The organism is Streptomyces sp. NPDC057743 (genome assembly GCF_042798755.1).
Classification (GTDB): domain Bacteria; phylum Actinomycetota; class Actinomycetes; order Streptomycetales; family Streptomycetaceae; genus Streptomyces.
This window is the reverse complement of the sequence record NZ_JBHVJX010000010.1, coordinates 194,597-218,290: the sequence shown is the minus strand read 5'-3', so window position 1 is coordinate 218,290 and position 23,694 is coordinate 194,597. Positions and strand designations below refer to the sequence as shown.

The 23,694-nt window shown below is 71.1% G+C and carries 26 protein-coding genes and 1 pseudogene; 18 read left to right on the top strand and 9 right to left on the bottom strand.

Translation table 11 applies throughout. From position 1 onward, the window contains the following. Positions 1-66 precede the first annotated feature (66 nt). Entirely contained in the window at positions 67-1,281 is a 1,215-nt protein-coding gene (locus ACFVFQ_RS14275) for an FAD-dependent oxidoreductase (protein ID WP_383414275.1), read from the top strand. 165 nt (positions 1,282-1,446) lie between these two features. On the opposite strand, the gene ACFVFQ_RS14270 is transcribed toward ACFVFQ_RS14275, so the two are convergent. After that, positions 1,447-2,061 (bottom strand): TetR/AcrR family transcriptional regulator, encoded by a 615-nt coding sequence (locus tag ACFVFQ_RS14270; RefSeq protein ID WP_383414272.1) that lies wholly within the window; start codon positions 2,059-2,061, stop codon positions 1,447-1,449. 164 nt (positions 2,062-2,225) lie between these two features. On the opposite strand from ACFVFQ_RS14270, the pseudogene ACFVFQ_RS14265 reads away from it, so the two are divergent. Then, a pseudogene (locus ACFVFQ_RS14265) lies at positions 2,226-3,126 on the top strand (GNAT family N-acetyltransferase). Between the two features lie 181 nt (positions 3,127-3,307). On the opposite strand, the gene ACFVFQ_RS14260 reads toward ACFVFQ_RS14265, so the two are convergent. Together ACFVFQ_RS14260 and ACFVFQ_RS14255 are read right to left on the bottom strand one after the other, a co-directional pair. Beyond that, complete coding sequence (locus tag ACFVFQ_RS14260; protein WP_383414269.1) at positions 3,308-3,505, bottom strand: DUF397 domain-containing protein; 198 nt, start codon at positions 3,503-3,505, stop codon at positions 3,308-3,310. Then, on the bottom strand, positions 3,502-4,332 hold the full coding sequence (locus ACFVFQ_RS14255) for a Scr1 family TA system antitoxin-like transcriptional regulator (protein ID WP_383414400.1): 831 nt from the start codon (positions 4,330-4,332) through the stop codon (positions 3,502-3,504). The genes ACFVFQ_RS14260 and ACFVFQ_RS14255 overlap by 4 nt, the downstream gene beginning before the upstream one ends. Before the next feature lie 110 nt (positions 4,333-4,442). On the opposite strand from ACFVFQ_RS14255, the gene ACFVFQ_RS14250 reads away from it, so the two are divergent. Beyond that, positions 4,443-4,658: a hypothetical protein gene (locus tag ACFVFQ_RS14250; protein ID WP_383414266.1), complete on the top strand. Its 216-nt coding sequence runs from the start codon at positions 4,443-4,445 to the stop codon at positions 4,656-4,658. Positions 4,659-4,755: 97 nt separating this feature from the next. Next, the gene (locus tag ACFVFQ_RS14245; protein WP_383414263.1) at positions 4,756-4,971 is read left to right on the top strand and encodes a hypothetical protein; all 216 of its coding nucleotides are present in this window, start codon (positions 4,756-4,758) and stop codon (positions 4,969-4,971) included. A 134-nt stretch (positions 4,972-5,105) separates the two neighbouring features. Here ACFVFQ_RS14245 and ACFVFQ_RS14240 read toward each other — a convergent pair whose 3' ends face one another. Continuing rightward, positions 5,106-5,474: a VOC family protein gene (locus ACFVFQ_RS14240; RefSeq protein ID WP_383414260.1), complete on the bottom strand. Its 369-nt coding sequence runs from the start codon at positions 5,472-5,474 to the stop codon at positions 5,106-5,108. A 187-nt stretch (positions 5,475-5,661) separates the two neighbouring features. Between ACFVFQ_RS14240 and ACFVFQ_RS14235 the strand changes: the two genes are divergently transcribed. From ACFVFQ_RS14235 to ACFVFQ_RS14215, 5 genes are read left to right on the top strand one after another with little or no spacing between them, the layout of a single operon-like run. After that, entirely contained in the window at positions 5,662-6,576 is a 915-nt protein-coding gene (locus tag ACFVFQ_RS14235; RefSeq protein ID WP_383414257.1) for a metal ABC transporter solute-binding protein, Zn/Mn family, read from the top strand. Beyond that, the gene (locus tag ACFVFQ_RS14230; RefSeq protein ID WP_383414254.1) at positions 6,573-7,469 is read left to right on the top strand and encodes a metal ABC transporter ATP-binding protein; all 897 of its coding nucleotides are present in this window, start codon (positions 6,573-6,575) and stop codon (positions 7,467-7,469) included. The genes ACFVFQ_RS14235 and ACFVFQ_RS14230 overlap by 4 nt, the downstream gene beginning before the upstream one ends. 23 nt (positions 7,470-7,492) lie before the next feature. After that, positions 7,493-8,407, top strand: a complete 915-nt coding sequence (locus ACFVFQ_RS14225) for a metal ABC transporter permease (protein ID WP_383414397.1) — start codon at positions 7,493-7,495, stop codon at positions 8,405-8,407. A 29-nt stretch (positions 8,408-8,436) separates the two neighbouring features. Further along, a complete protein-coding gene (locus ACFVFQ_RS14220; RefSeq protein WP_383414251.1) occupies positions 8,437-8,754 on the top strand; it encodes a DUF1490 family protein in 318 nt (105 codons plus the stop codon). A 2-nt stretch (positions 8,755-8,756) separates the two neighbouring features. Further along, positions 8,757-10,943: a heavy metal translocating P-type ATPase gene (locus ACFVFQ_RS14215; RefSeq protein WP_383414246.1), complete on the top strand. Its 2,187-nt coding sequence runs from the start codon at positions 8,757-8,759 to the stop codon at positions 10,941-10,943. A gap of 23 nt (positions 10,944-10,966) precedes the next feature. Here the strand turns inward: ACFVFQ_RS14215 and ACFVFQ_RS14210 are convergent, their stop codons facing one another. The 3 genes from ACFVFQ_RS14210 to ACFVFQ_RS14200 form a co-directional block, all read right to left on the bottom strand. Continuing rightward, complete coding sequence (locus tag ACFVFQ_RS14210) at positions 10,967-11,125, bottom strand: hypothetical protein (protein WP_383414239.1); 159 nt, start codon at positions 11,123-11,125, stop codon at positions 10,967-10,969. Positions 11,126-11,364: 239 nt separating this feature from the next. Then, positions 11,365-11,997: a TetR/AcrR family transcriptional regulator gene (locus ACFVFQ_RS14205; RefSeq protein WP_383414233.1), complete on the bottom strand. Its 633-nt coding sequence runs from the start codon at positions 11,995-11,997 to the stop codon at positions 11,365-11,367. Positions 11,998-12,042: 45 nt separating this feature from the next. Beyond that, a complete protein-coding gene (locus tag ACFVFQ_RS14200; protein WP_383414226.1) occupies positions 12,043-12,915 on the bottom strand; it encodes a 3-hydroxyacyl-CoA dehydrogenase family protein in 873 nt (290 codons plus the stop codon). A 153-nt stretch (positions 12,916-13,068) separates the two neighbouring features. On the opposite strand from ACFVFQ_RS14200, the gene ACFVFQ_RS14195 reads away from it, so the two are divergent. From ACFVFQ_RS14195 to ACFVFQ_RS14185, 3 genes are all read left to right on the top strand, one after another. Beyond that, complete coding sequence (locus ACFVFQ_RS14195) at positions 13,069-13,806, top strand: acetoacetate decarboxylase (RefSeq protein WP_383414224.1); 738 nt, start codon at positions 13,069-13,071, stop codon at positions 13,804-13,806. 155 nt (positions 13,807-13,961) lie between these two features. Further along, positions 13,962-14,786 carry an LLM class F420-dependent oxidoreductase gene (locus ACFVFQ_RS14190; protein WP_383414221.1) on the top strand — a complete coding sequence of 275 codons (825 nt, stop codon included), beginning with the start codon at positions 13,962-13,964 and terminating at the stop codon, positions 14,784-14,786. A 49-nt stretch (positions 14,787-14,835) separates the two neighbouring features. Continuing rightward, entirely contained in the window at positions 14,836-15,258 is a 423-nt protein-coding gene (locus ACFVFQ_RS14185) for a TIGR03668 family PPOX class F420-dependent oxidoreductase (RefSeq protein WP_383414393.1), read from the top strand. Positions 15,259-15,373: 115 nt separating this feature from the next. Here ACFVFQ_RS14185 and ACFVFQ_RS14180 read toward each other — a convergent pair whose 3' ends face one another. Both ACFVFQ_RS14180 and ACFVFQ_RS14175 read right to left on the bottom strand, forming a co-directional pair. Further along, positions 15,374-16,300: a ketopantoate reductase family protein gene (locus ACFVFQ_RS14180; RefSeq protein WP_383414218.1), complete on the bottom strand. Its 927-nt coding sequence runs from the start codon at positions 16,298-16,300 to the stop codon at positions 15,374-15,376. A gap of 157 nt (positions 16,301-16,457) precedes the next feature. Then, entirely contained in the window at positions 16,458-17,123 is a 666-nt protein-coding gene (locus tag ACFVFQ_RS14175) for a GntR family transcriptional regulator (protein WP_383414215.1), read from the bottom strand. A 304-nt stretch (positions 17,124-17,427) separates the two neighbouring features. Between ACFVFQ_RS14175 and ACFVFQ_RS14170 the strand changes: the two genes are divergently transcribed. The 6 genes from ACFVFQ_RS14170 to ACFVFQ_RS14145 all read left to right on the top strand — a co-directional run bounded on the left by ACFVFQ_RS14170 (position 17,428) and on the right by ACFVFQ_RS14145 (position 23,537). Further along, positions 17,428-18,207 carry a (Fe-S)-binding protein gene (locus tag ACFVFQ_RS14170; protein WP_383414212.1) on the top strand — a complete coding sequence of 260 codons (780 nt, stop codon included), beginning with the start codon at positions 17,428-17,430 and terminating at the stop codon, positions 18,205-18,207. Beyond that, on the top strand, positions 18,204-19,643 hold the full coding sequence (locus tag ACFVFQ_RS14165) for a LutB/LldF family L-lactate oxidation iron-sulfur protein (RefSeq protein ID WP_383414209.1): 1,440 nt from the start codon (positions 18,204-18,206) through the stop codon (positions 19,641-19,643). The genes ACFVFQ_RS14170 and ACFVFQ_RS14165 overlap by 4 nt, the downstream gene beginning before the upstream one ends. Beyond that, positions 19,640-20,269, top strand: coding sequence for a lactate utilization protein C (locus tag ACFVFQ_RS14160; RefSeq protein WP_383414206.1), 630 nt, complete (start codon positions 19,640-19,642; stop codon positions 20,267-20,269). Before ACFVFQ_RS14165 ends, ACFVFQ_RS14160 begins: the two co-directional genes overlap by 4 nt. 371 nt (positions 20,270-20,640) lie before the next feature. Continuing rightward, the gene (locus ACFVFQ_RS14155) at positions 20,641-22,254 is read left to right on the top strand and encodes a hypothetical protein (RefSeq protein WP_383414203.1); all 1,614 of its coding nucleotides are present in this window, start codon (positions 20,641-20,643) and stop codon (positions 22,252-22,254) included. Positions 22,255-22,488: 234 nt separating this feature from the next. After that, entirely contained in the window at positions 22,489-22,881 is a 393-nt protein-coding gene (locus ACFVFQ_RS14150) for a RidA family protein (RefSeq protein WP_383414200.1), read from the top strand. Between the two features lie 434 nt (positions 22,882-23,315). Further along, on the top strand, positions 23,316-23,537 hold the full coding sequence (locus tag ACFVFQ_RS14145) for a hypothetical protein (protein WP_383414198.1): 222 nt from the start codon (positions 23,316-23,318) through the stop codon (positions 23,535-23,537). Positions 23,538-23,694: the final 157 nt, after the last annotated feature.

Genomic DNA, 23,694 nt, shown 5'->3' with positions numbered 1-23,694 from the left:
CAGGGAGGAGGCGCTACGCCGGCGCCGACCAACGGGCGCTACGCCTGCGCCTACGGAAAGGACCCCATGACGACGAACAATCCACGCATCGCGATCATCGGCGGCGGCCCCGCCGGGTTGCTCTGTGCGCGCATCCTCCAGAACCACGGCATCGAACCGACCGTCTACGACGCGGACGACGCCGTGGACTCCCGCGACCCCGGCGGGACGCTCGACCTGCACGCCGACTCCGGCCAGATCGCCCTGGAGGACGCCGGACTGATGGACTCCTTCCGGGCGTTGGCGCGCCTCGAAGGGCAGGCCAAGAGCCGCCGCGACCACCACGGCACCGTGCTCGTCGCGTTCGTCCCCGAGGAGGGGGACGCGGCCGCGCCCGAGATCGACCGCGGGCAGCTGCGGGCCATGCTCCACGCCAACGTGCGGCCGGGGACGGTCCGTTGGGGACACAAGCTGGTCCGGGCGATGCCGGTCGGCGGCGGGGTGCACCGGCTGGAGTTCGCCAACGGGGCGGCAGCCGAGGCGGATCTCGTCATCGGGGCCGACGGCGCCTGGTCGAAGGTGCGGCCCCTGGTGACCGATGCGGCGCCGCGCTACCTGGGGGTCGCCTTCCTCGATGTCCGGTTCGACGACGTCGACGCCCGGCATCCCGAGGTTGCCGCACTCGTCGGCGACGGGCATCTGTTCACCACCGACGGGGACGGCCGCGCGGTGATCGTCCAACGCAACAGCAACGGCGTGGTCCGCGGCTATGTGGCGTTCCGCGCCCGGCCCGACTGGCACGTCCGGGCCGGCCTGGATCTCGCCGACCCCGCGGCCGTCCGGCCCTTTCTGCTACGGGAGTTCGGCGGCTGGTCCGCCGACCTGCGCCCGCTGCTCACGGACAACGACGGCGACTACGTTGCCCGTTCCTTCTGGGCCCTGCCCGCCCCGCTGACCTGGGACCGCGTCCCCGGCGTCACCCTGATCGGTGATGCCGCCCACCTCATGGCCCCCTTCGGCGGCCACGGCGCCAACCTCGCCCTGCTCGACGGCGCGGAACTCGCGCACGCCCTGCACGAGGAGGCCACCGTCGAGGACGCGCTCGCCCGCTACGAGGCGACGATGTTCCCCCGCTCCGGAGAACTCGCCGCGGGCGCCAATACCGGGCTGGAACGGTTCTTCGCCACGACCCCGCCGGACGCCCCGCACCTCCCGCCGGACCACGCCCAGGAGTACCGCAACTACCAGGCCAGGGCGGCGGAGTACCGGCGCCGACGGGCCGAAGAGCGGACTGAGGGGTGAACCGCGCGGCGGCGAGGAGGCGCAGGAGCGCTTCGACCGGATGACGACGTCTGACCCGACGCGCTCCCGTACAGCACGAGCTGCGCCGGGCTGTGCCAGCCACCCGCCCGATCACGGGCCGTGCGGTTTCCCTGCTTCCCCCCTTGCGCGGCCAGCCGTCGCTGGCTAGTTCGCCGCCTTCCGTTGCCCTGCCGACCAGCCCCGTTCGAGCAGGGCGAAGGCGCCGTTGACGACGGCCTCGGGGTCCGGGCTGTCGTGGCCCAGGTCGCGCGCCTCCAGGGCGAAGTGGGCGAGTGCGCGGCACATCGGGTCGTCGGCGGGCACGCCGCTCTCCTCGGCGATCACCGCGGCCAGATCGATCTCGTGCTGCATCCACATGCGCCGGGCGTAGGCGCGCAACGCGGGGGTGGCGTCGACGAGTTCGAGGAGTTGGACGAAGCGCGGATCGGCGTCCGCCCCCTTGGGGAGCCGGGCGCGCAGGACGTGGTCGCGCAGCGCGCGGGGGATGGACTGCCCGGCCGGCCGCTCGCGCACGGCGGCGAGCAGCGCGGCCTTGATCTCGTCGCCCTCGTCGAAGACCAGCGCTTCCTTGCTCGGGAAGTGCTTGAACAGCGTGGTGGTCGAGACATCGGCGGCCTCCGCGATGTCCCGGATGCCGACGTGGTCGTAGCCCCGCTCCGCGAAGAGCCGCAGGGCGGCATCGGCAAGCGCCTGGCGGGTGGCGGCCTTCTTGCGCTCGCGGCGCCCCAGCGGTGCGCGCTCACTCGCGGTATCGGTCATGTCCCCATCCTATGGGTGGGGTGACCTGGCCAAAAAGTTGCACGGTTGAGCCGGGGCCGGGGAACGCTGCAGGGGTCTTCTCGAACGTCGCGAACGCCGGTCTACGTCCCGCTGAAGGCTGACTCCTCTGGCCAGGCACACGATTCTCTGACCAAGGTCAGGGAATGGATATGGTGCAGATCGACCAGGTGCGGAAGTTCAACCGCACCGTCGCCGAACGTGTGGGCGTGCTCCATGACCACTACCTGGGCCGCGACCGGCCCATCGGTGAGGCCCGGCTGCTCTGGGAGATCGGCGAGAAGGGCCAGGACGTGCGGCAACTGCGCGAGCACCTCGCGCTCGACTCCGGGTACGTCAGCCGGCTGCTGCGCTCCCTGGAGTCCGACGGCCTGGTGACCGTGGAGCCACAGCCCCGGGACAGGCGGGTGCGCACCGTCCGGCTCACCGACGCAGGCCGCGCCGAGCGCGCTGTGCTCGATGGCCGCAGCGACGAGCTGGCCAGCTCTCTCCTGGAGCCGCTCAACATGGCCCAGCGCGCCCGGCTGACCGCCGCCATGGCCGAGGTCGAACGCTTGCTGACCGCCGCGACGGTCACACTGGACACGGTTGATCCAGACCACCCCGACGCCCAGCACTGCCTGCGGTCCTACTTCGACGAGGTGCAGGAACGCTTTGAGGCCGGCTTCGATCCCGCGCGGAGCCTGCTGCCCGACGCGGGCGAACTCCGGCCACCACACGGCCTGTTCCTGGTTGCCCGGCTGCACGGCGAGCCCGTCGGCTGTGCTGGCCTGAAGCTGCCCCCCCGACGCCCCGGCCGAGGTCAAACGCATGTGGGTTGCGCCCAGCACCCGGGGGCTCGGTCTCGGCCGCCGGTTCCTGGCCGAGTTGGAGACCCGAGCCGCCCAGCAGGGCTGCGGCGTACTCCGCCTGGACACCAACAAGGCGCTCACCGCGGCGATCGGTCTCTACCGCTCCAGCGGCTTCCGGGAGGTCGCTGCCTTCAACGACGAGCCGTATGCCCACCATTGGTTCGAGAAGCGGATCACCACACCGCCGTCGGGATGAGGGCCGAGGTGGACTGGCGGCCTGTCAGGCGGCTCTGGCCCGCTTCTGTGCGCTGTGGCACCGGTCATGGATGACGTCCAGCCAGGGAGGGGCAGTGCTACGAGCCGAACGCCGGCCAGTTGGCCCCCGCAGTGTCCGTTGGTGGACATGACGGGGGCCGGTCCGGACGCGTGGTGACTGGTCAGCCGTGCGACTTGGCGAAGGCGACGAGCCCGGCGAACGCCGAAGGGGTCAGCGTGAGTTGCGGGCCGTTCGGGTCCTTGCTGTCGCGGACCAGAACCTCGCCCGTGGCCGCTGCGTGCTCCGGCGCCCATTCGACACACTGGCCGCCGTTGTTGCTGTAGGTAGACCTGACCCAGTGGAGGGAGTCGGTTGTCACGGGGTGCCCCTTCTTAGCCGGTGGATCATGGCGACAGATGCTGTCTGGCTGAGCGCTTCAGCCTGCATCTGATGGTAGGCGGTAAGTATCACTGCTGCGGCGTCGCTTTCCCTGTCCAGGTGGCCGCGCTGTGCGGACTCGGCATAGGTCATGAGCTGCCGGTTCGGAAGAGTCAACACGGTGACCGGCAGATCGAAAGGGCGATGCTCGCCCATCTCGAACTGGGCTACCTGAAGCGTGGTGTTCGGCATCCTGGCGAACTCAAGCAACCTGTCAAGCTGAGCGTTCATTACGGCAGTTCCGCCAACGGGTCGGCGGAGGCAGCTTTCATCGAGCACGGCTAAGACCATGGGCGGCCGTGGGCGGGTGACTGCCGCTTGCCGCTTGGCGACGAGCGAGACCCGTTCATCGGCCTCGTTCTGCGTGATCGCCCCACGCATGACAGCGCTCTGGGCAAGTGCGGCTGCATACTCCGGGGTCTGAAGTAGCCCAGGTATGACGCCTACCTCGTACAGGCGGATCTCTACTGCGCGGCCTTCGTGATCTACGAACTCGGGGAAGCCCTCCAGCAGCGCACTTCCCCGAGTCACACGGCACTGCCGTTGTAGCTGATCGCCCGTACCGAGCGCCTTGTCAGCACTTGCCGCGAAGCGGGGAGTTGGCGAACGACGGCCAGTTTCTACGGCCGAAATGTGCGTGTCGGAACACCCCATGCGCTTCGCTAGCTCTTCCTGCGTCCAGCCGTGCTCATCCCGCAGCCTGCGTAAGAGCTTCCCGAAGCGCGCGTTGGGCGACTGGTCGGGATCGAGTTCTTTGCGGTTCACTATCTGGGCAGCCAACTCCCCAATCAAAAGCCGCAAGTTGAGGACATGACGACTGTAGTCCACGCTGAGGCAACCCGGTAGCGGAATGGCTACTGAGAGCCAAGGAGGCGAGTATGCGTGCTACCCCTGTCCCGGCCCGACTGACGGTCGAAGAGTTGTGCAAGCGCCTGCATGATGCGCTGCAAGCGGCCGGTTTCCTCGCTGCTGAACCGGTCGTCGCCACCATGAAGAGGGGCGACGGCACCCGCGTGGACAACGTCGTTCCCCCGCCCCTCTCCGACACGGACACCGAGCGCCTGTGCCGGATTCTGGAGGCGGCGCGACGGTGAGCGGAACGACTGACGACGTGAGCAGGAAGACCAAAGAGGTCAACAAGCGGAGCGAAGGCAGCGACAGCGGCAAGAACACCGGCCGGAAGTGGTGGCCGTGACCTACATCCCTGACGAATTCCGTGCCCAGGAAGAGCCCGTAACGCTGCGCGAACTCCCCGGGCTGGACCCGAACCCCACCCCGGATTGCAATAAGTGCCGGTCCTGGGACGAGAAGCGCAAGCAGGCGCGCGCTCACGGCGACTACGCGGCGGCTGCTGTTGCCAGCGAGGAGATGTGGCGACACCAGCTCAGGGCGAGGTGCCGTGGCTGAGTCTGCGGGGGCGACACGAGCGAACCGGAGCGCAAGATCACCGGATGCTCCCAGGGCATCGAGTGGCGAAACGTGGGAACTGCCCCGTGCGTGCGCTCTCCCATGGTGCGCGACGGGGCTTCGCTACCCGCTGACTAGGGATGCCCCGTGTCGATGACGCAGAAGCGGTTGCCCTCGGTGTCGGCCAGGACCACGAAATCGGCGTCGTCCGGGTAGTGCGCCCAGTCGACGCGCTCGGCACCCAGGGACAGCAGGCGCTCGACCTCGGCGGCCTGATCCGCGGCGTCTTTGGCGTAGAGATCGAGATGGACCCGCGGAAGCTCCTGCACGGGCGTCTCGCTGAGCCCGAGCGAGAGTTGGACGCCGGGCCCGTCTACCGGCACCAGGACCACCCAGTCGTCGGCTATCTCCTCGCGCGGGGCATATCCCAGCGCCGCGGTCCAGAACGCGGCCGCGCGTCGTACGTCCGATACACCCAGTACCACGGAACCCACTGTCAGCATGCGGCGATTGTGTCGCATGCGGCAGCCCCGCAACCAGCACTGTGGATAAGCGCCCGGTCTGCGGTGGAGGGGCGACCGGGACGGGCCGATAATGAACCGAAACCCGTTTCGGCTCTCCGTACGACGGGAGGCCGCGATGCGGATGTGCGTGGCGCGAATGCGCCTGGTCCGTGGCCGAGTTGGCCCCATGGGGCCGGTTGCCCCCTTGGCCATGGTCCTGGTGTTGGCCGGTGGGTGCGCCGCCTCGTCCGGTTCCGGTGCGGGAGGTGGTGGCGGCTCTTCGGGCGCACCCGTCCGCGTCGTCGCCTCGACCAACGTCTATGGGGACCTGGTGCGCACCATCGGCGGCGACCGGGTCACGGTCTACTCGATCATCAGCGACCCGGCGCAGGACCCGCACTCGTACCAGGCCAGCGCCTACGACCGCCTGGAGTTGGCCAAGGCACGGCTCGTCGTCGAGAACGGCGGCGGCTACGACGACTTCGTCGGCAGGCTCTTGCAGGGCGCGGTCAACCCTTCGCCCACGGTCATCGACGCGGTGCGGGTGTCGGGCAGGATGCCGAAGGCGGGCCGGGAGCTCAACGAGCACGTGTGGTACGACCTGCCGTCGATGGGGAGACTGGTGGAGCGGATCGCCGGTGTCCTCGGGAAGGCCGATCCGGCGGACGCGCCACGTTTCCGGCGCAACGCGGCGGCGTTGCAGGGTGAGTTGACGGCGTTGGAGCGGCGCGAGGCGCGGGTCAAGGCGGAGCACGGCGGTGCGGCGGTGGCGGTCACCGAGCCGTTGCCGCTCTACATGACCGGGGCCATGGGGCTGCGGAACGTCACGCCCGGCGACTTCAGCCGGGCCGTGGAGGACGGCAATGACGTCTCCGCGCGCACCCTGGAACGGACGCTCGCGCTGTTCACCGGCAAGCGCGTCAAGGCGCTGGTCTACAACGCGCAGACGTCCGGGCCGCCGTCGGAGAAGGTCGAGGCGGCGGCCAAGGAGCATGGCGTCCCGGAGGTCCCGGTGAACGAAACCCTGCCCCGGGGGCAGCACTACCCCGGCTGGATGTCGGCCAACATCGCGGCGATCGCGGACGCGTTGGAGCGGCGATGAGACGCGCGGAGTTCCGCTCACCGCTCCCGGGAGCGACGGGCCGGCGGGCCGGCCCGGGCGATGCTCCCGGGGCGCCGGTGATGAGCCTGCGGCAGGCGAGTCTGGCGTACGGCGATCGCGTGCTGTGGCACGAACTCGATCTGGACGTCGGCCCCGGGGAGTTCCTCGCCGTCCTGGGCCCCAACGGCGCGGGCAAGACCAGCCTGTTGCGGGTGCTGCTCGGCCGGCAGCGGCTGACCGGCGGCTCCCTCGCCGTCCTCGGCCAGCCGCCCCATAGCGGCGATGCGCGACTCGGCTATGTGCCCCAGCACACCCTCCAGCCCGCGCACACCCCGCTGCGCGCCCGCGACCTGGTGCGCCTGGGGCTGGACGGACACCGCTGGGGGCCACCGTTGGCCCGGCGCGGGCTCCACCGCCGCGTGGACGAACTGCTGGACGCCGTCGGGGCGGGTGCGTTCGCGGACCGCCCGATCGGGCAGCTGTCCGGGGGCGAGCAGCAGCGCGTCCGGATGGCGCAGGCGCTTGCCACCGACCCGCGCATTCTGCTGTGCGACGAGCCGTTGCACTCCCTGGACCTCAGGTCCCAGCGCACCGTCACCGACCTGGTCGGTGAACGGCGTCGCTCCGCCGGCACCGCCGTGGTCTTCGTGACGCACGAGATCAACTCCGTGCTGCGGCTGGTGGATCGGGTCCTGTACCTGACCCGCGGTGGGCACCGGATCGGGCCGCCGGACGAGGTGATGACCTCCCGCGCGCTGACGGAGCTCTACGGCGCCCGGATCGACGTGGTCCGGGCCGGGGACCGGATCGTGGTGGTCGGGGCGCCCGAGGGCGCTGCGGGGCACGCGCACTCCGACGGGCCGGCCGAGGCGGACGGGGGAGCGGGCTCGTGAGTGGGCCGTCGGCCGGATGCGCGCTGCTCGCCGACGGCGCGGGCGGCACCGGGATCTGGTCGGGGATCATCAACTTCGACCACTACGGCGAACTGCTCGGTCTGGTCCAGAACTCCCTGTTCGCCGGGGTGTTGCTCGGGCTGGTCGGCGGGCTCGCCGGCGTCTTCGTCGTGATGCGGGACCTGCCGTTCGCGGTCCACGGCATCAGCGAGCTGTCGTTCGCCGGTGCCTCGGCGGCGCTGCTGGCCGGGGTGAACGTCGTCGCCGGATCGATCGCCGGCTCCCTGATCGCGGCCGGGGCGATCGGCCTGTTGGGCGTCCGGGCCCGCGACCGGAACGCCGTGATCGGCATCATCATGCCGTTCGGGCTCGGCCTCGGCGTGCTGTTCCTGTCGCTCTACAAGGGCCGCGCGGCCAACAAGTTCGGCATCCTGACCGGCCAGATCATCGCCGTCAGCACACCGGAGACCGCCTGGCTGCTCGGCACCTCGCTGGTGGTGCTGCTCGCACTGGCGGTCGTCTGGCGGCCGCTGACCTTCGCCAGCGTGGATCCCGAAGTGGCCGCGGCGCGGGGCGTTCCGGTCCGTGCGCTGTCCCTGGGGTTCATGCTGGTGTTGGGACTGGCCGTGGCGCTGTGCGTACAGATCGTGGGGGCCTTGCTGGTGCTGTCCCTCCTGGTGACCCCGGCGGCCGCGGCGGCCCGGATCACCGTCTCACCGCTGCTGCTGCCCGTGTTGAGCGTGGTCTTCGCGCTGTGCGCGATGGAGGGCGGCATCCTGCTCTCGCTCGGCGGCATCGTCCCCGTCAGCCCCTACGTCACCACCATTGCCTTCGCCCTCTACCTCGGCTGTCGAGTGGTGGCGGCTCGGCGCACCGCGCGCACAACGAGGGCGCGGGCGCCCGGCTCGCCGCGCGAGGCCGTTCGGCCGCACACTTGAAGGACCGGTTCGGACGGAAGGAGTCCCCGATGCACCCCGTCGCGCTCGCCGGTACCGTCGCCGGACGCCTCGCGCACCACGCCGTCTCCGGTGTGGTGGGTGCCCTGATCGTCAAGGGTGCCGCCAAGCGCCTGCCCGAGGCGAAGCCCGCCGTCCGCAAGGCAGTTGTGGGTTCCGTGGCCGGCGGGATCGTCGCGGGGCGGTGGTTGGCGGCGGCCGCCGAGGAGGCCCGGCTCAAGGCCGGTGACGTGCTGGCCGAGGCCCGCACGTCACTGGGCGAGGAAGTCCCGCCCCCGTCCGCGGTCGCCACCGAGAGCCCCGACTCCGACCACGGGCACGAGCACTGACCATGGCCGGGGTGGAGGTCTGCTCCGTCGCCGCGGGCCGGGCGCGACTGACCGTGCCATGGGTGCGGGCCCGTCCGGGCAGCGCCGGCCTGGTGGACGAGCGGCTGACCGGCCTGCGCGGCTTCCGGGCCCTGCGGATCTTTCCGCGCACCGGCAGCGTGGTGATCTGGATGACCCCGGATCTGCTGGACATCGACCGTCTGGTCGCCGCCCTGCAAGACGCCCCGCCCGCCGCCGCACCCGCCAGGGCCACCCGCTCCACCCCCGACTCCTCCACCGGCGAACTGGCCCGGCTCGCGGTCGGCGGCGCGGTCCTCGCCGTCGTGGCGTTGCGGAGACTGCTGCGCCGCCCCCGCCTCGCCGTCGGATCCTCCGGACTCCTCGGCGCGATCACCCTGTTCACCGGTGTCCCGTTCTTCCGCGGCGCGCTGCGGACCCTGCGCGGCCGCGGCCACCCGGGGACGGACACCCTCGTCACCGCGGCCACCGTGATCTCGCTGGTGCTGCGCGAGAACGTGGTCGCCCTGACCGTCCTCTGGCTCCTCAACATCGGCGAGTTCCTCCAGACCCTGACCCTGCGCCGCACCCGGCGCGCCATCGCGGAACTGCTCACCGTGGGCGAGGAGCGGGTCTGGCTGGTGCGGGAGGCGGGCGTCGAGGTCGAGGTGGCGTTGGAGGAGGTCGCGCCCGGCGATGTCGTCGCCGTCTACGAGCACCACCGCATCCCGGTCGATGGCCAAGTCACCGGCGGCGACGCCCTCGTGGACCAGGCCGCGATCACGGGCGAGGCACTGCCCGTCTACGCCCGCGCGGGCGCCGAGGTGTACGCGGGGACGATCGTCACGTCCGGCTCCCTGACGGTGCGCGCCACTTCGGTGGGTGCGGACACCACCGTCGGCCGGATCATCAGCCGGGTCGAGGAGGCCCAGTCCGACCGGGCGCCGATCCAGACCGTCGCGACCCGCTTCGCCCGCCGCTTCGTCCCGGTCTCCTTCGCACTGGCTGCGCTGACTTATGCCGTCAGCCGCGACGCCCGCCGCGCCATGACCATGCTGCTGGTCGCCTGCCCGTGCGCCGCCGGGCTGGCCACCCCCACCGCGATCAGCGCCGCCATCGGCAACGGTGCCCGGCGCGGCACCCTGATCAAGGGCGGCACGCACCTGGAGGGCGTCGGCCGGGTCACCGCCGTCGTCTTCGACAAGACCGGCACCCTCACCTTCGGCCGCCCTCTGGTCACGAGCGTGGTCACCCTCAGCGCCGGCTACACCGCCGACCAGGTCCTGAGCCTGGCCGCCTCCGGCGAGTTGCACGCCCGCCACCCACTGGCCCAGGCGATCGTCGCGCACACCGAGCAGCAGCACCTGCGCGCCCCGATCCACCAGGCGTGCGAGGTAGTCCTCGGCATGGGCATGCGCGCCGAACTCGACGGCACCCGGCTGCTGGTGGGCAGCCCGGCCCTGTTGCGCCGGCACGGCGTCGAGCTCACCGAGGAGGCCCAGGGCTGGACGGAACAGCTGCGCGCCGGCGGCGAGACGGTCATCTGCATCGCCCACGACGAGGAGTTGATCGGCCTGCTCGGCGTCTCCGACGCGGTGCGGTCCGGCGCCGCCACCGTGGTCCGGCAGCTCACCGAACTCGGCGTCGCCCGGCTCGTCCTGCTCACCGGTGACGCGCCCGAGACCGCCCGGGTCGTCGCCGACACCCTCGGCATCACCGAGGTGCACGCGCACGCCCTGCCCGAGGGCAAGCTCCAACTGATCCGCGACCTCCAGGCAGAGGGCCACACCGTCGCGATGGTCGGCGACGGCACCAACGACGCCCCCGCACTGGCCCTCGCCGACGTCGGCATCGCGATGGGTGCACACTCGTCCCATGTGGCGCTGGAGACCGCCGACATCGCCCTGCCCGGTGACGACTTGCGGCAGGTCGCCGCGGTCGTCGAACTCAGCCGCCACACCCTGCGGGTGGTCCGCCAGAACTACGGTCTCGCCATCGGCGTCAACCTCCTCGGCCTGATCGCCGGCGCCGGCGGCACCATGAACCCGGTGCTCGCCGCCCTGCTCCACAACACCAGCAGCATCGCGGTGGTCGGCAACTCCGCCCGACTGGTCAACCACACCCCGCACCTGCCCCAGACCACCGAAACGGCGCTGCGCGCGGCCCCGTTGGAGGACCGGCGGGTGAGCTGACCAAGTGGGCCGGCCCTACCGCACTAGCGGTTCTGTGCCCACCACGTCACGAGGCCGATGACCGCGGTGCCCAACGTGTAGGACGCGCCGCGCAGGAAGTTGGTGGCGACGAGCCGGCCGTAACGGCGCCACGGGTTGGGGAATCGGCGGGTGGTTGACGGACGCTCCTCCATGGTCTGCATCTGGAGCCCCTCTCGTGAAACGCGGAGAACTGGCGGTTCCACTGGGGAGCCGCTCTCTTGCGTTACCTAAGAGCTTACGAGGTTGTGCGCTTGTGAACCCGTCCTGCGCCCCGGCGTGTTCGCACGAAAATGCGCCGGTCGGCGGCCTCGACGGCGCGCGACCGCCGCAATCCTGGTGCGGAGGCGGTGACTTGGCGTCCACGCCGTCACCCAGGGGCCGTTGGGCCCCGCCCGGTCCGTTACGCCCCGGCGCCCTCGTTGCCGTCCCCGGCCGGCTGCGCGGGGCTGGTGAGCGCATGGATGACGCGCGGGACGAGGTCGTCGGTGCGATGTGCGGTGCCGTGGATGAGCCGTTGGGCGGTCAGGCCCTCGAAGAGGGCGACGAGCAGACGGGTCAACTCCTCGGCGGGAACGGCCGGCAGGGCACCGGTCCGGGCCAGCGCCGCGGACAGCACCTCCGTCAGGCCCGCGGTGAGTCGCTCCTCATGGACCGCGAGCTGTTCGGCGACCGCCGGGTTGCGCGCCGCGTGCAGGGTGAACTCCATGGAGACCAGGAACCACTGCCGTTCCTGCCGGGTTCGCCCCGCGATCCGTTCCTGGAGCTGGACCAACGGGTGCTTGCCCGCTTCCGGATGCTCCGCGGCGTCCTTCAGTTCCGCCAGCAGCCGGTCGGTGTGGGTGTCGTAGAGGGTGAGGAAGAGCTCTTCCTTGTCGCGGTAGTTGGAGTAGAAGGCACCCCGGGTCAGTCCCGCGCGCTCCACGATGTCGCTGATCGACGTGGCGTGGAACCCCTTCTCGGTGAACAGCGCCCAGGCGCTCTCGGTGAGGGCGGCGCGCGTCAGGGGGCGGCGCTTGGTGGGTGACTTGGGCACGGCGGGGTCCTTCGGTGCCGCCCTCGGGGCGGCGGTCGATCGCGGTCAGTCCTGCCGAGCGTAGTCGTCGTAGAAGCCGCGCCCGGTCTTCACGCCCAGGTGGCCGGCGTCCACGTACCGCCGGAGCACCTCGCGCGGCCCGGTGGGCAGGGCGGGGTTCTCCGCCGCGTAGTGGTCCTCGATGTCCAGGACGACGTCCAGGCCGACCTGATCCATCGCCCGGAACGGGCCTGCGGACAGGCCGGTGTTGACCCGCCACATCGCGTCCACGTCCTGGGGCGTGGACACCCCCTCGGCGACGACGGACAGCGACTCGCGCTTGATGGCCGCCCAGATGCGGTTGAAGATGAAGCCGGTGCTCTCGCGGTGCGCCTCGAAGGGGAAGACGCCGTAGTGCGGCAGTTCCGCCAGGAGCAGGTCCATCACCGCCCGGTCCGTGTGGCCGCTGGACATCAGGTCCACCGCCGACTGTCGGGGCGGCATGTAGAAGTGCATGTTGAGCACGCGCTCGGGGCGGGCCACCCGGTCCACGAACTGACTGGTCGGGTACGACGAGGAGTTGCTCGCCAGGATCGCATCGGCGTCCGCGAGCGCGTCCAGCTCCGCGAAGATCTGCTTCTTCAGCTCCAGGCGCTCGGGCACCGCCTCGACCACCAGCCAGGCACCGGCCAGGGCCACGGCCAGATCCGTGGTGGCGCTCGCCGCGCCCGGCTCGCCGCCCTCGACGCCGGCGGCGGTCGTGACCACGTGCTGCGCGACATACGCCCGGGCCGCCTGCCCGGCCTCCGCCGACGGGTCGTAGACGCGGACCTGACCGCCGCGGGTGGCGAACATCAAGGCGATCCGTCGGCCCAAGGTGCCCGCCCCTATGACGGCGACCGGCCGGCGGTGGATGTCCGTGGGAAGCGTGAACGACATGGCATTTCCTCCTGTGTGGTGGCGCCGACGGCGCTGTTGCCGGGCGGGCCGCCACGGGGTTTGCGGCAACCAGCCATCAGATACAGAATGTATCCGATACATGGTGTATGTAAATGCGCGGGCCACCCCGCCACCGACCCCAGGAGAACCCCGATGCACCCCGCAGACGTCCGCCGCCACCTCGGCACCCCGCTGACCACGCCCGTTTACCCGCCCCGCGCCACCCGCTTCACCGACCGCGAATACCTCAACGTCGTCTACCGCACCGACCCCGACGCGCTCCGCGCCGTGGTGCCCGAACCGCTGGAGATCGACGAACCACTGGTCCGCTTCGAGATCATGAAGATGGGCGACGTCGAGGGCTTCGGCCCCTACCTGGAGTGCGGACAGGTCATCCCGGTCCGCCACGGCGCCGAACACGGCGAATACCTGCACGCCATGCACCTGGACAACTTCGGCGCCACCGCCGCCGGGCGGGAGCTCAGCGCCTACCCCAAGACCACCGGCAGCCCCGCCCTCTTCGTCGAACACGGCGCCCTCGTCGGCACGCTGGACTACGGCAGCCAGCGCGTGGCCACCGCGACCATGCCCTACAAGTGGCAGCCCCTCGACCCGGCAGCGGCCCGCGCGCAGATCACCGTGCCCACCTACGCCGTCAAGATCGTCCCCAACTACAGCGGTGAGCCGCGGGTCTGCGACCTGGTCCGCACCGAGATCACCGACCTCACCGTCAAGGGCGCCTGGACCGGCCCCGCCCGCCTCCAACTCGACGCCCACGTCATGGCGCCGCTGGCCGACCTGCCCGTCCTGGAGGTCGTCTCGGCCAGCCACCTCCTCACCGACCTCACCCTCGCCCCCGTACACCCCATCCACGACTACCTCACGGACTGACCGCACGGCCTCATCAACGGGCGCCGCACCGCTCCCCGCCCCTCGACGCCGATCGCCCGGTTGGCGGGGCGGACTGTTGGCCCGGGGGGCGGGCGGGGTACCTCGCCAAGGGCCGCGCACCGCACCCCGAGGAACCGCAAACCGAAGGAGCCGCTGTGAAGTTCGGTGTCTCGACCTTCCTCACCGACCAGGGCATCGCGCCGACCGCGCTCGGACCCGCCCTGGAAGAGCGGGGACTGGATTCCCTGTTCATCGCCGAGCACACCCACATCCCGGTGGACCGCCGCACCCCGTACCCCGGGGGCGGCGAACTCCCCGAGATCTACTACCGCACCCTCGACCCGTTCGTGGCGCTCGCCGCGGTCGCCGCGGTCACCGAGCGGCTCCTGTTGGGCACCGGCGTCGCGCTGGTGGTCGAGCGGGACCCGATCACCACCGCCAAGGAAGTGGCCTCGCTGGACCTGCTCTCCGGCGGGCGGGCGATCTTCGGCATCGGTATCGGCTGGAACCGCGAGGAGATGGCTAACCACGGCACCGACCCTCGCACCCGCGGCCGCCTGGTCGACGAACGACTGCGGGCCATCCGGGAGCTGTGGACCCAGGAGAAGGCCGAATTCCACGGGGAGTTCGTCGACTTCGACCCCGTCTACTCCTGGCCGAAACCGGTCCAACGGCCGCACCCGCCCCTCTACGTGGGCGGCGCCGAGGGCGCCTTCCCCCGGGTGGCCGCCCTCGGCGACGCCTGGCTGGCCAACAGCGCCTCACCCGACCAACTCGGGCCACAGATCGAGCGGTTGCGCAGCACCGCGGGCCGGGACGTGCCGGTGACCGTCTACGCGGTCCCCTCGGACCCCGACGTCATCGAGCGCTACGCACAACTCGACGTGGAACGCCTGCTGTTCTACCTGCCGACGGTCCCGGAGCCCGAGACGCTGGGACACCTCGACCGGTTCGCCGAGGTCGCCGGACGCTTCCAGTGAGAAGGCCGGGGGAGTGGCTGGCGGAGCGGACGGGGCGGTCGTGCCGACGATGACACCCGAGCGGGCCCGGGAGTGCTTCGCGCACTCCCGCGTCGCCCGCCTCGCCACCGTCGACGCCGGGGGCCGCCCCCACCTGGTGCCGGTGGTGTTCGTCCTCACCGGCGACACCCTGACCTTCGCCGTCGACCACAAGCCCAAGCGCACCACCGCGCTCAAGCGCCTGGCCAACATCCTCGCCAACCCCGCGGTCTCCCTCCTCGTCGACGCCTACGCCGAGGACTGGGACCGCCTGTGGTGGGCACGGGCCGACGGCACGGCCACCGTGCTGCCACCGGCCGCCGACGCGGAGACCTCCGCGGGCCATGTACGACTCCTGACGGCGAAGTACCGCACGCAGTACGCGGAACGCCCGCCGGAGGGCCCCGTGGTGGAGGTGACGGTGACCAACTGGTCCGGCTGGCACGCCACCTGAGCGACGGCCACCGCCTACCTCGACGGCGGCCTGGGCCCCGGGAACTCGCCTCCACCGCGCTCGCCGCCTACGTCGCCGCACGGTTGATACCGCATGCGGCACCGGGCCGTGGCCGTCAGCCCCGCGGCGTCCCGAGCGTGTAGGGCGCGAGCACATCGGCGATGGTCTGGTTGCGGGGCGCCGCGATGCCCAGTTCGGCGGCCATGTCAGCAACTCCACCGCTGAGCCAGGGAAGTTCCAGGCGGTTGCCGTTCTCCAGGTCGTGGTGCATGGAGGCGGTCATGGCCGCGGGCAGGGTGTCGACGAAGGCCAACCGGTCGTCGACGAACGCCTCGTCCAGTGCCACACCGGACGCCCGGGCCACCGCCACCGTCTCGGCCATCACGTCACGGAGCAGGGCCCGGGTGCGCGGGTCCTCACGGATGACGCCGATCGGCCGGCGCACGGCCGCGGTGGTGGCCGAGAGGCCGATGAGGAAGACGAACTTCTGCCAGATCACCCGGGCGATGTCGTCGCTGATCTCGGCCTCGATACCGGCGGCACGACAGGCGACGAGCAACTCCTCCGCCAGGGGCCGCCGGTCGGCTTGGTAGGGGCCGAACGCCATCTTCTGGAGCGTGCCGGTGTGCGCGACGACGCCGGGCTCCTCGATGTGGGCGGCGATGAAACAGGCGCCGCCGACGATGTCCCGCTCGGGGAGGTGACGCCGCAGCACGGTGTCCTTCTGCACCCCGTTCTGTAGGGACAGCACGGCGGTCCCCCGGGCGACCAGGGGCGCGAGCTGCTTGGCCACCTCCTCGGTGTCCCACAGCTTGACGGCGACCAGGACCAGATCCGTGGGCCCGAGTTCGTCGACGCTGCCCACCACCCGGTCCGGCGCGGTGCGGACGTCCCCCAACGCACTGCGGACCAACAGCCCTTCGCGCCGGATGGCTTCGAGGTGCCGGCCACGCGCGACGAGGGTGACGTCGGCGCCCGCCGCCGCGAGACGGGCGCCGAAGTAGCCGCCGACGCCGCCGGCGCCGAGAACCGCGATACGCACGCTGGTGCTCCTTCCTACGGGCGGCGGGCGCCCGCCCGGTACGCGTTGCTGTGGAGGCTACCCGCGGACCGCGCTGCCACAGGGGCCGTGCCTCGACGAGTGTGGTGAGCTTGATCACGAAGGTGGTGCTGATGCCGGCGCCGCGCCGGGCAACAGGTCACGCCACAGGGGGCAGCAGGGTCGAACCGCCCGCGAGGCCGATGCGTTGGAGGACCGCCGAGACGTGGCGGGTGAGCAGCTCGCGGGCGGTGGGGCCGTCGCCGCGGCGGAGGGCCTCGGTGATGACGGCGTGCTCGTCGAGGTCGTCGGCGGCGTGGCCGGGGCCCGCGGTCGAGGCTGCCGCGATGCGGATCTGCTGGTCCCAGAGGTTCTCGTAGAGCCGGGCCAGGACGGGGTTGCCGCCGGCCTGCACGAGCTGGGTGTGGAAGGCGCGGGCGACGTCCAGTGCCCGCTTGGGCGAGGTGTCGTCCGAGGCGTCGCCCTCGGCCTGCGGCAGCGCCTCGGCGGCCGCGCGCATCGCCTCCGGCCCGCGCGCCGCCAGCGCGTCCAGCGCGAAGAGCTCCATCAGCAGCCGCGCTTGGAGGACGGCGTGCGCCTCGCTGGGCGTCACGGGGACGACCAGCGCGCCGCGCTTGGGGTAGAGGCGCAGGAACCCCTCGGCCTGCAGGCGCAGGAACGCCTCGCGCACGGGGGTGTTGGACAGGCCCAGCTCGGTGGCGACGCCGCGTTCGGAGAGCAGCTCGCCGCCCGGATAGCGGCCGTCCAGGAGACCCTCCCTGACGTGGGCGTATGCGCGGTCGGCGGTCGGCTTCGACGGTGTCATGGCACCCATTGTGCCCCCTCGCCGCACGCATCCACCTAATCTTCCGTCTATGCTTACGTCCATCATGGTGATGTGCGCCCCCTCCGCTCCCTCGCCGGGCCGCTGGTCGGCGAGTGGGGCGGCGGGCGCGGCGCTCGGTGGGCATGGCCGGGGCGTAGCCGCTGGCCGGCCCGAGAACGCCGGCACCGCGGCGCGATCGCCTTGACCTCCGGAGGTCCCCCGCAGCCACCGCACGCAGTCACCGCACCTCACGAAAGCCGCCCCACATGCCCGACTTCCCGCCCTCGCCGAACAAGGAGACGCGATGCCCACCGCCCTCTTCGTGACCTGCCTCAACGACACGCTCTACCCGGGTACCGGCCAGGCGGCGGTGACGCTCCTGCGGCGGCTCGGCGTCGCGGTGGACTTCCCCCAACAGCAGAGCTGCTGCGGGCAGATGCACTACAACACCGGCTACCGCAAGGAGACCGCGAAGCTGGCCCGCCACTTCGTGGAGGTCTTCGGCGAGTACGACGAGATCGTCGTGCCCTCCGCCTCCTGCGGAGGGCTCCCCTCCGAGGCGTACGAGAGCGCGGCCGAGGCCGCCGGCGACGCCGGACTCCTCCGCGACGTGCGCGAAATCGCCCCGCGCGTCCATGAGTTGACGCAGTACCTCACCGACACCCTCGGCGTGGAGGACGTGGGCGCGCACTTCCCGCACCGCGTCACCTACCACCCCACCTGCCACAGCCTGCGGGCGATGGGGCTGGGCGACCGCCCGTACCGCCTGCTGCGCGCGGTCGGGGGCATCGACTTCGTCGAACTGCCCGCGCAGGAGGAGTGCTGCGGGTTCGGCGGCACCTTCTCGGTCAAGAACGGGGCCGTCTCCGGGGCGATGAACGGCGACAAGGCCCGGCACGTGCTGGAGACCGGGGCCCACGTCCTGGCCGCCGTCGACAACTCGTGCCTGATGAACATCGGCGGCCGGCTCACCAAGGACGGCCACGCCGTCCGCACCATGCACCTGGTCGAGATCCTGGCCCGCACCGAGGCCGACGGCCCGCTCGCGGGCGTGCCGGTGGCGCAGAACGGAGCACTGCGATGAGCAAGACGTTCATGGGTTGGCCCACCTTCCCCAAGGCCGCCGAGACCGCCACCGCCGACGAACAACTGCGCGCGAACGTGCGCCGCGCCACCCACACCATCCGCACCAAACGTGCCGCACTGGTCGAAGAGCGCCCGGACTGGCAGGACTTGCGGGACACCGCGGCCGCGCTCAAGGACGACGTGCTCGCCCACCTCGACACGTACCTGGAGCAGATCGAGGAGAAGGTCACCGCGGCCGGCGGGACCGTTCACTGGGCCGCCGACGCCGAGGAGGCCAACCGCATCGTCACCGGCCTCGTCCAGGACACCGGCGAGACCGAGATCGTCAAGGTCAAGTCGATGCTGACCGAGGAGATCGGGCTGGACGGCGCGTTGGAGGCGGCCGGCATCAGCGCCCGCGAGACCGACCTCGCCGCGACCATCGTGCAACTCGGCGACGACCTGCCTTCCCACGTCGTGGTCCCGGCGCTGCACCGCAACCGCAGGGAGATCCGCGACATCTTCGCGCGCGAGATGGGCAGGCACGGCCGCCCCGCCCCCGAGGACCTCACCGACGACCCCGAGGAACTCGCCGAAGCCGCCCGGCTGCACATGCGCGAGAAGTTCCTCAAGGCCAAGGTCGCCATCTCCGGCGCCAACTTCATGGTCGCCGAGACCGGAACCCTGTGCATCGTCGAATCCGAGGGCAACGGCCGGATGTGCCTCACCCTCGCCGACACCCTGATTTCCGTCGTCGGCATCGAGAAGGTGGTCCCCACCTGGCAGGACCTGGAGGTCTACCTCCAACTCCTGGCCCGCAGCGCCACCGGCGAGCGGATGGCCCCCTACACCAGCACCTGGACCGGCGTCACCGACGGCGACGGCCCGCGCGCCTTCCACCTGGTGCTCGTCGACAACGGTCGCACCCGCGCGCTCGCCGACCCGGTCGGCCGCCAGGCGCTGCGCTGCATCCGGTGCGGCGCCTGCATGAACATCTGCCCCGTCTACGAGCGCACCGGCGGCCAAACCTACGGCTCGGTCTACCCGGGCCCGATCGGTGCGATCCTCAACCCGCTGCTCAAGGGCGCGGACGACCCGCAGACCGCCTCCCTGCCGTACGCCTCCTCGCTGTGCGGCGCCTGCAACGAGGTCTGCCCGGTCAAGATCCGCTTCACCGACGTCCTCCTCAAGCTGCGCCACGATGTCGCCGAGGGCGATGCCAAGGTCAAGCACCGCGCGGAGAAGGTCGCCCTGAAGGCCGTCGAGGGCGTGATGGACCACGGCCCGCTGTGGAACGCCGCCGTCAAGGCCGCGGGCACCGCGGGTCGCCTCATACCCAAGGACATGAACCTGCCCGGCCCGCTGCGCGGTTGGACCGACAGTCGCGCCCTGCCCGACATCCCCAAGGAGTCCTTCCGCAGTTGGTGGAAGCGGACCGAAGGAGGCACCAAGTGAGCTCGCGCGAGACCGTGTTGCGCCGGATCCGTCAGGCCACCGCCGACCTGCCCCGGGACCCCACTCACATCCCTCGCTCCTACCTGGGCCACGCCCCCGCGGTGGCGCCCGGAGACCAGGAAGGCGTCCTCGCCCTGCTGATCGAGCGGCTGACGGAATACGGGGCCGAAGTGCGCCGCGTCGCCGATGCGGACCTGCCGGCGGCCGTGGCCCACGCCCTGGCGGCGGCGCGCTCCGTCGTCGCCCCCGACGGGCTGCCCGACGCCTGGCTCGCCCAGTGGTACGGCCTCGTCCGCCGCGACGCCCCACCGCTCACGCACGCCGAACTCGACGCCACCGACGCGGTGGTGACCACCTGCGCGGCCGCCATCGCCGAGTCCGGCACCCTCGTCCTGGACGGCGGCCCCGGCCAGGGCCGGCGCGCCCCCACCCTGCTGCCCGACCTCCACGTCTGCGTCGTCCGCGAGTCCCAGGCGCACTCCGCGATGCCCGAGGCCATCGGCCGCCTTGCCCCGTCCCGCCCGCTGACCTGGATCAGCGGCCCCTCCGCCACCGCCGACATCGAGATGATCCGGGTCCAAGGCGTCCACGGGCCACGGCGGTTGACGGTGCTTCTCGTGCTGTGACGCGAGCTGGCGCGAGCTGATGGCGTGACCTGACGCGACCTGATGGCACGACCTGACGCGACGTAGTGCGACGTGATGCGCCGTGCTGCGGGTGCCCGGCGCGGGCGAGGGAACTTGCTTGTGCCGGGCATCGCGCGGAACCTCGGAACCTCGGCTGTGGTGCCGTCTGGGGCTCGTCGAGGCGTTGCCCCTCATCGGGGCGCTTCCCCTCATCGCCGATGTGACCAAGATCATCGCGATATGGCCGGCTAATTGATCTTGTGTGCATACGAGTTGTGCCACGATCATGCCAACTATCCCGCGAGTGATCGCGTGGCCGGAGTGTCGCCTTCCTCCGGCCTCCCCCACACCATGCTCCCGAGGGGCCAACTGTGCTCAAGACCATCAGACGTGCCGTTTTGCCGGCCCTCGCCGCCACGTCCTTACTCGTCATCACCGGCTGTTCGCAGGGCTCGTCCGACACCCCCACGGACGGGAAGGGCGACGGCAAGGACTCGTCGATCACCGCCGAGAGCGCGGACGCCGACGCGCCGCTCGCGGTGGCCGCGGCGCCCACCGACGCCGCGTCGCCCACTGGTTCGGGCGCACCCAGCGCCGTGGCGAAGCCGGGCACGGGTGGCCGGCCGGCGGCCAAGTCGTCGCTGAAGATCGTCACCTTCGACGCGAAGAGCGGGCGGGCCGTCATCGCCGGGCCGGCTGGCAGCACCCCGTCGAAGGGCACCGGCGAAACCGGTGGCGGGCACGGGAACCGGGATGCGGAACGTGGAAACCGGGACGACGGCCACGGCAAGGAGCAGGGGGAGGGGCAAGGGAAGGGGAAGGACCAAGGGGAGGGGCCGGAGGAGGGCCAGGGGAAGACCCCGACCCCCAAGCCTTCGACTTCCCAGCCCGCAACGTCCAAGCCGCCGGCGCCGGTCGCGGTCGGGGACGTCTTCGCCAGTGCTCCCGTTGCCGGTGCGCCGCGCGGTGCGTTGGCCAAGGTCACCGAGGTCGTCGGCAAGACCGAGCAGGGCACCGAGGTCAAGACCACCCCGGCCACGCTCGGCGCCCTGCTCGGCGGTTCCACCGCCAAGGGCCGGATACCCGTCGACCCCTCGACCATGAAGGTCGAGCCCATCGCCCCCAACGTCCAGGTCTCCTGGGCGAAGACCGGCACGGTCCGCTTCGGGCCCCAGGGCGCACACCTGCCGCTCGGCAACCTGCGCCTCGACGTACGGGCCGCGCTCCCCACGGCCCAGACGCCCGCGGGCACCGCCGCCGCCTCGGCCTCCGGCTTCGTCCAACTCAAGCCCGAGGTCGACTTCTCCTACGACGGCAAGGGCACCACCACCGGCACCCCGGGCACCGCCTCGGTCGGCCTGACCGGCAACTGGGCCTCACAGTGGGAACTCAAGGGGCAGGCGGCCGGCGGCAAATCGCTGCGCTTGCCGTTCGCCAAGCTGCACTCCGACCCCGTCGTATGGATCGGCGGCGTGGTGCCGGTCGTGGTCAACCTCGACCTCACCTGCTACCTCCACATCGATGCCGACGGCAAGGCAAGCGTCGACGTCAAACAGGACATCAAGGGCCACTTCCAGGTCGGCGGCTCCTACAGCCGCGCCAAGGGCTGGGCCCCCGTTGCCCAGGCCGACATGCACGGCACCCCGCTGACGGCCACCGCGACGGCCGCCGGAAAGGTCAAGGCCGCCCTCGGCGCGGAAGCCAGCGTCGGCCTCTACGGCACCGTCGGCGTCACCGGCAGACTCGCCCCCTACCTGCGCGCCGAAGTCACCGGCACCGCCACCGGAACCTCCAACGGCACCGGCTCCCTCGTCGGAAAGTGGGCGGCCTACGGCGGCGTTGACCTCTCCGGCGACCTCTGGGCCCACCTGAACATCTTCGGCACCCCACTCTTCGAACGAAGCATCCCGCTCGGCCCGCTCAACCACGAATGGAAACTCGCCGGCGGCGAGGGCGCCGTCCGCACACCCACAAAGCGCCCCTGATCGCACCGCTGGAACAACTCCCAACCCCCTAACCCCCTGCCGGATCCGTTTTCCGGCGGGGGGTTTGGCATATCCCTCCATCGCGCCGCCGTGACCCAGGGCCAGCGCTACTTCCGAGTCCCCGCATCCCTGAATCGCTGAATCCCCGTATCTCCGCATCTCGTTCAGCAGGCTCAACCAGCACGGGCGAGGGCACCCGCGGCACCGTCGGCGGGCCCCATTACGGTTTGGCACATGACAGAGCGACGACGTGCGATCCTCAGCGGCTCGACCTTCGAAGAGCAGATCGGCTACGCCCGCGCCGTGGTTGACGGAGAGTGGATTCATGTGTCCGGCACGACCGGCTTCGACTACACCACGATGACCATCTCCGACGACATGGTGACGCAGGCCGAGCAGTGCCTGCGCAACATCGAGGCCGCACTGACGGAGGCCGGCGGCACCCTCGCCGACGTGGTGCGGGTGCGCTACCTGCTCCCCGAACGCGAGGACTTCGAGCCCTGCTGGCCGGTGCTCCGCCGCCACTTCGGCCCGGTGCGGCCGGCCGCCACGATGCAGGTGTGCGGCCTCGCCGACCCCCGGATGAAGATCGAGATCGAGGTGACCGCGCGCCGAAGTGCCGCCTGACGGGCGGTTCGTGTCGTTGGCACGCGAATTGACCGTTGCGGTCACCCGCGCACCACCGCGAGTCCCGCGCGATCAGTGGGCAAGAAATCAGTGGGCAAGAAGCAGACGGGGCCTGCGAACGATCCCACCCGCCATAGACCGGCCCGACCTCGCTCCGACCTCGCCCGGACTTCGGCCCGACCGCGGCGCGGGCCTCCCGTGCCACCACGGAACTTGAACGTGTTCGGATGCTGGCCTGGTGACGACTGCTGAGGCTTGGCGAGGAAAGTGCCGCGAACGCATCGGCCGCGCTCAGGGCCCTTGAGGCTCGGGGGATGCCTCTATGCGTTTGGCCAAGGTCGAAGCCAGTAGGTTCGTGTGGTCGAGGGTGGGGGCCGAGTCGTAGTGGTGTGCATGGGTGATAGCCAGGTCACGATCAAGCTGACGAGTGACGAGTGACGAGTGACGAGGCGCTGGTGCTGTCGCACTGGCTGGAGAAGCTCCAGATGACGGAGCTCAGTCGGGTTGTCGATGATGCGGCGGTCCGGGCGACGATCCATCGGATTGCCGGAACGTTGGACAAAGCGCTTCCTGAGCTGTTCGCGCCTGACTATGACCAGCGGCTTGCGGCGCTCGTCGGCGGCTTCGACCAGCGAGCTGACCGATCGGTGGTCTGAACTCCCACCCGGGCGCTGTGGGTTGGGGTTCGTAGAAGGTGCCGTCGCGGCGCATCACGAAGGGGAGGAAAGCTCGCTTGAGCTGCTTGTTTCCTTTCCGGGAGGGCTGTTCGCCGCGGATCGAGAACCCGAAGTCCGGACGCCCCATTGCGGAGCC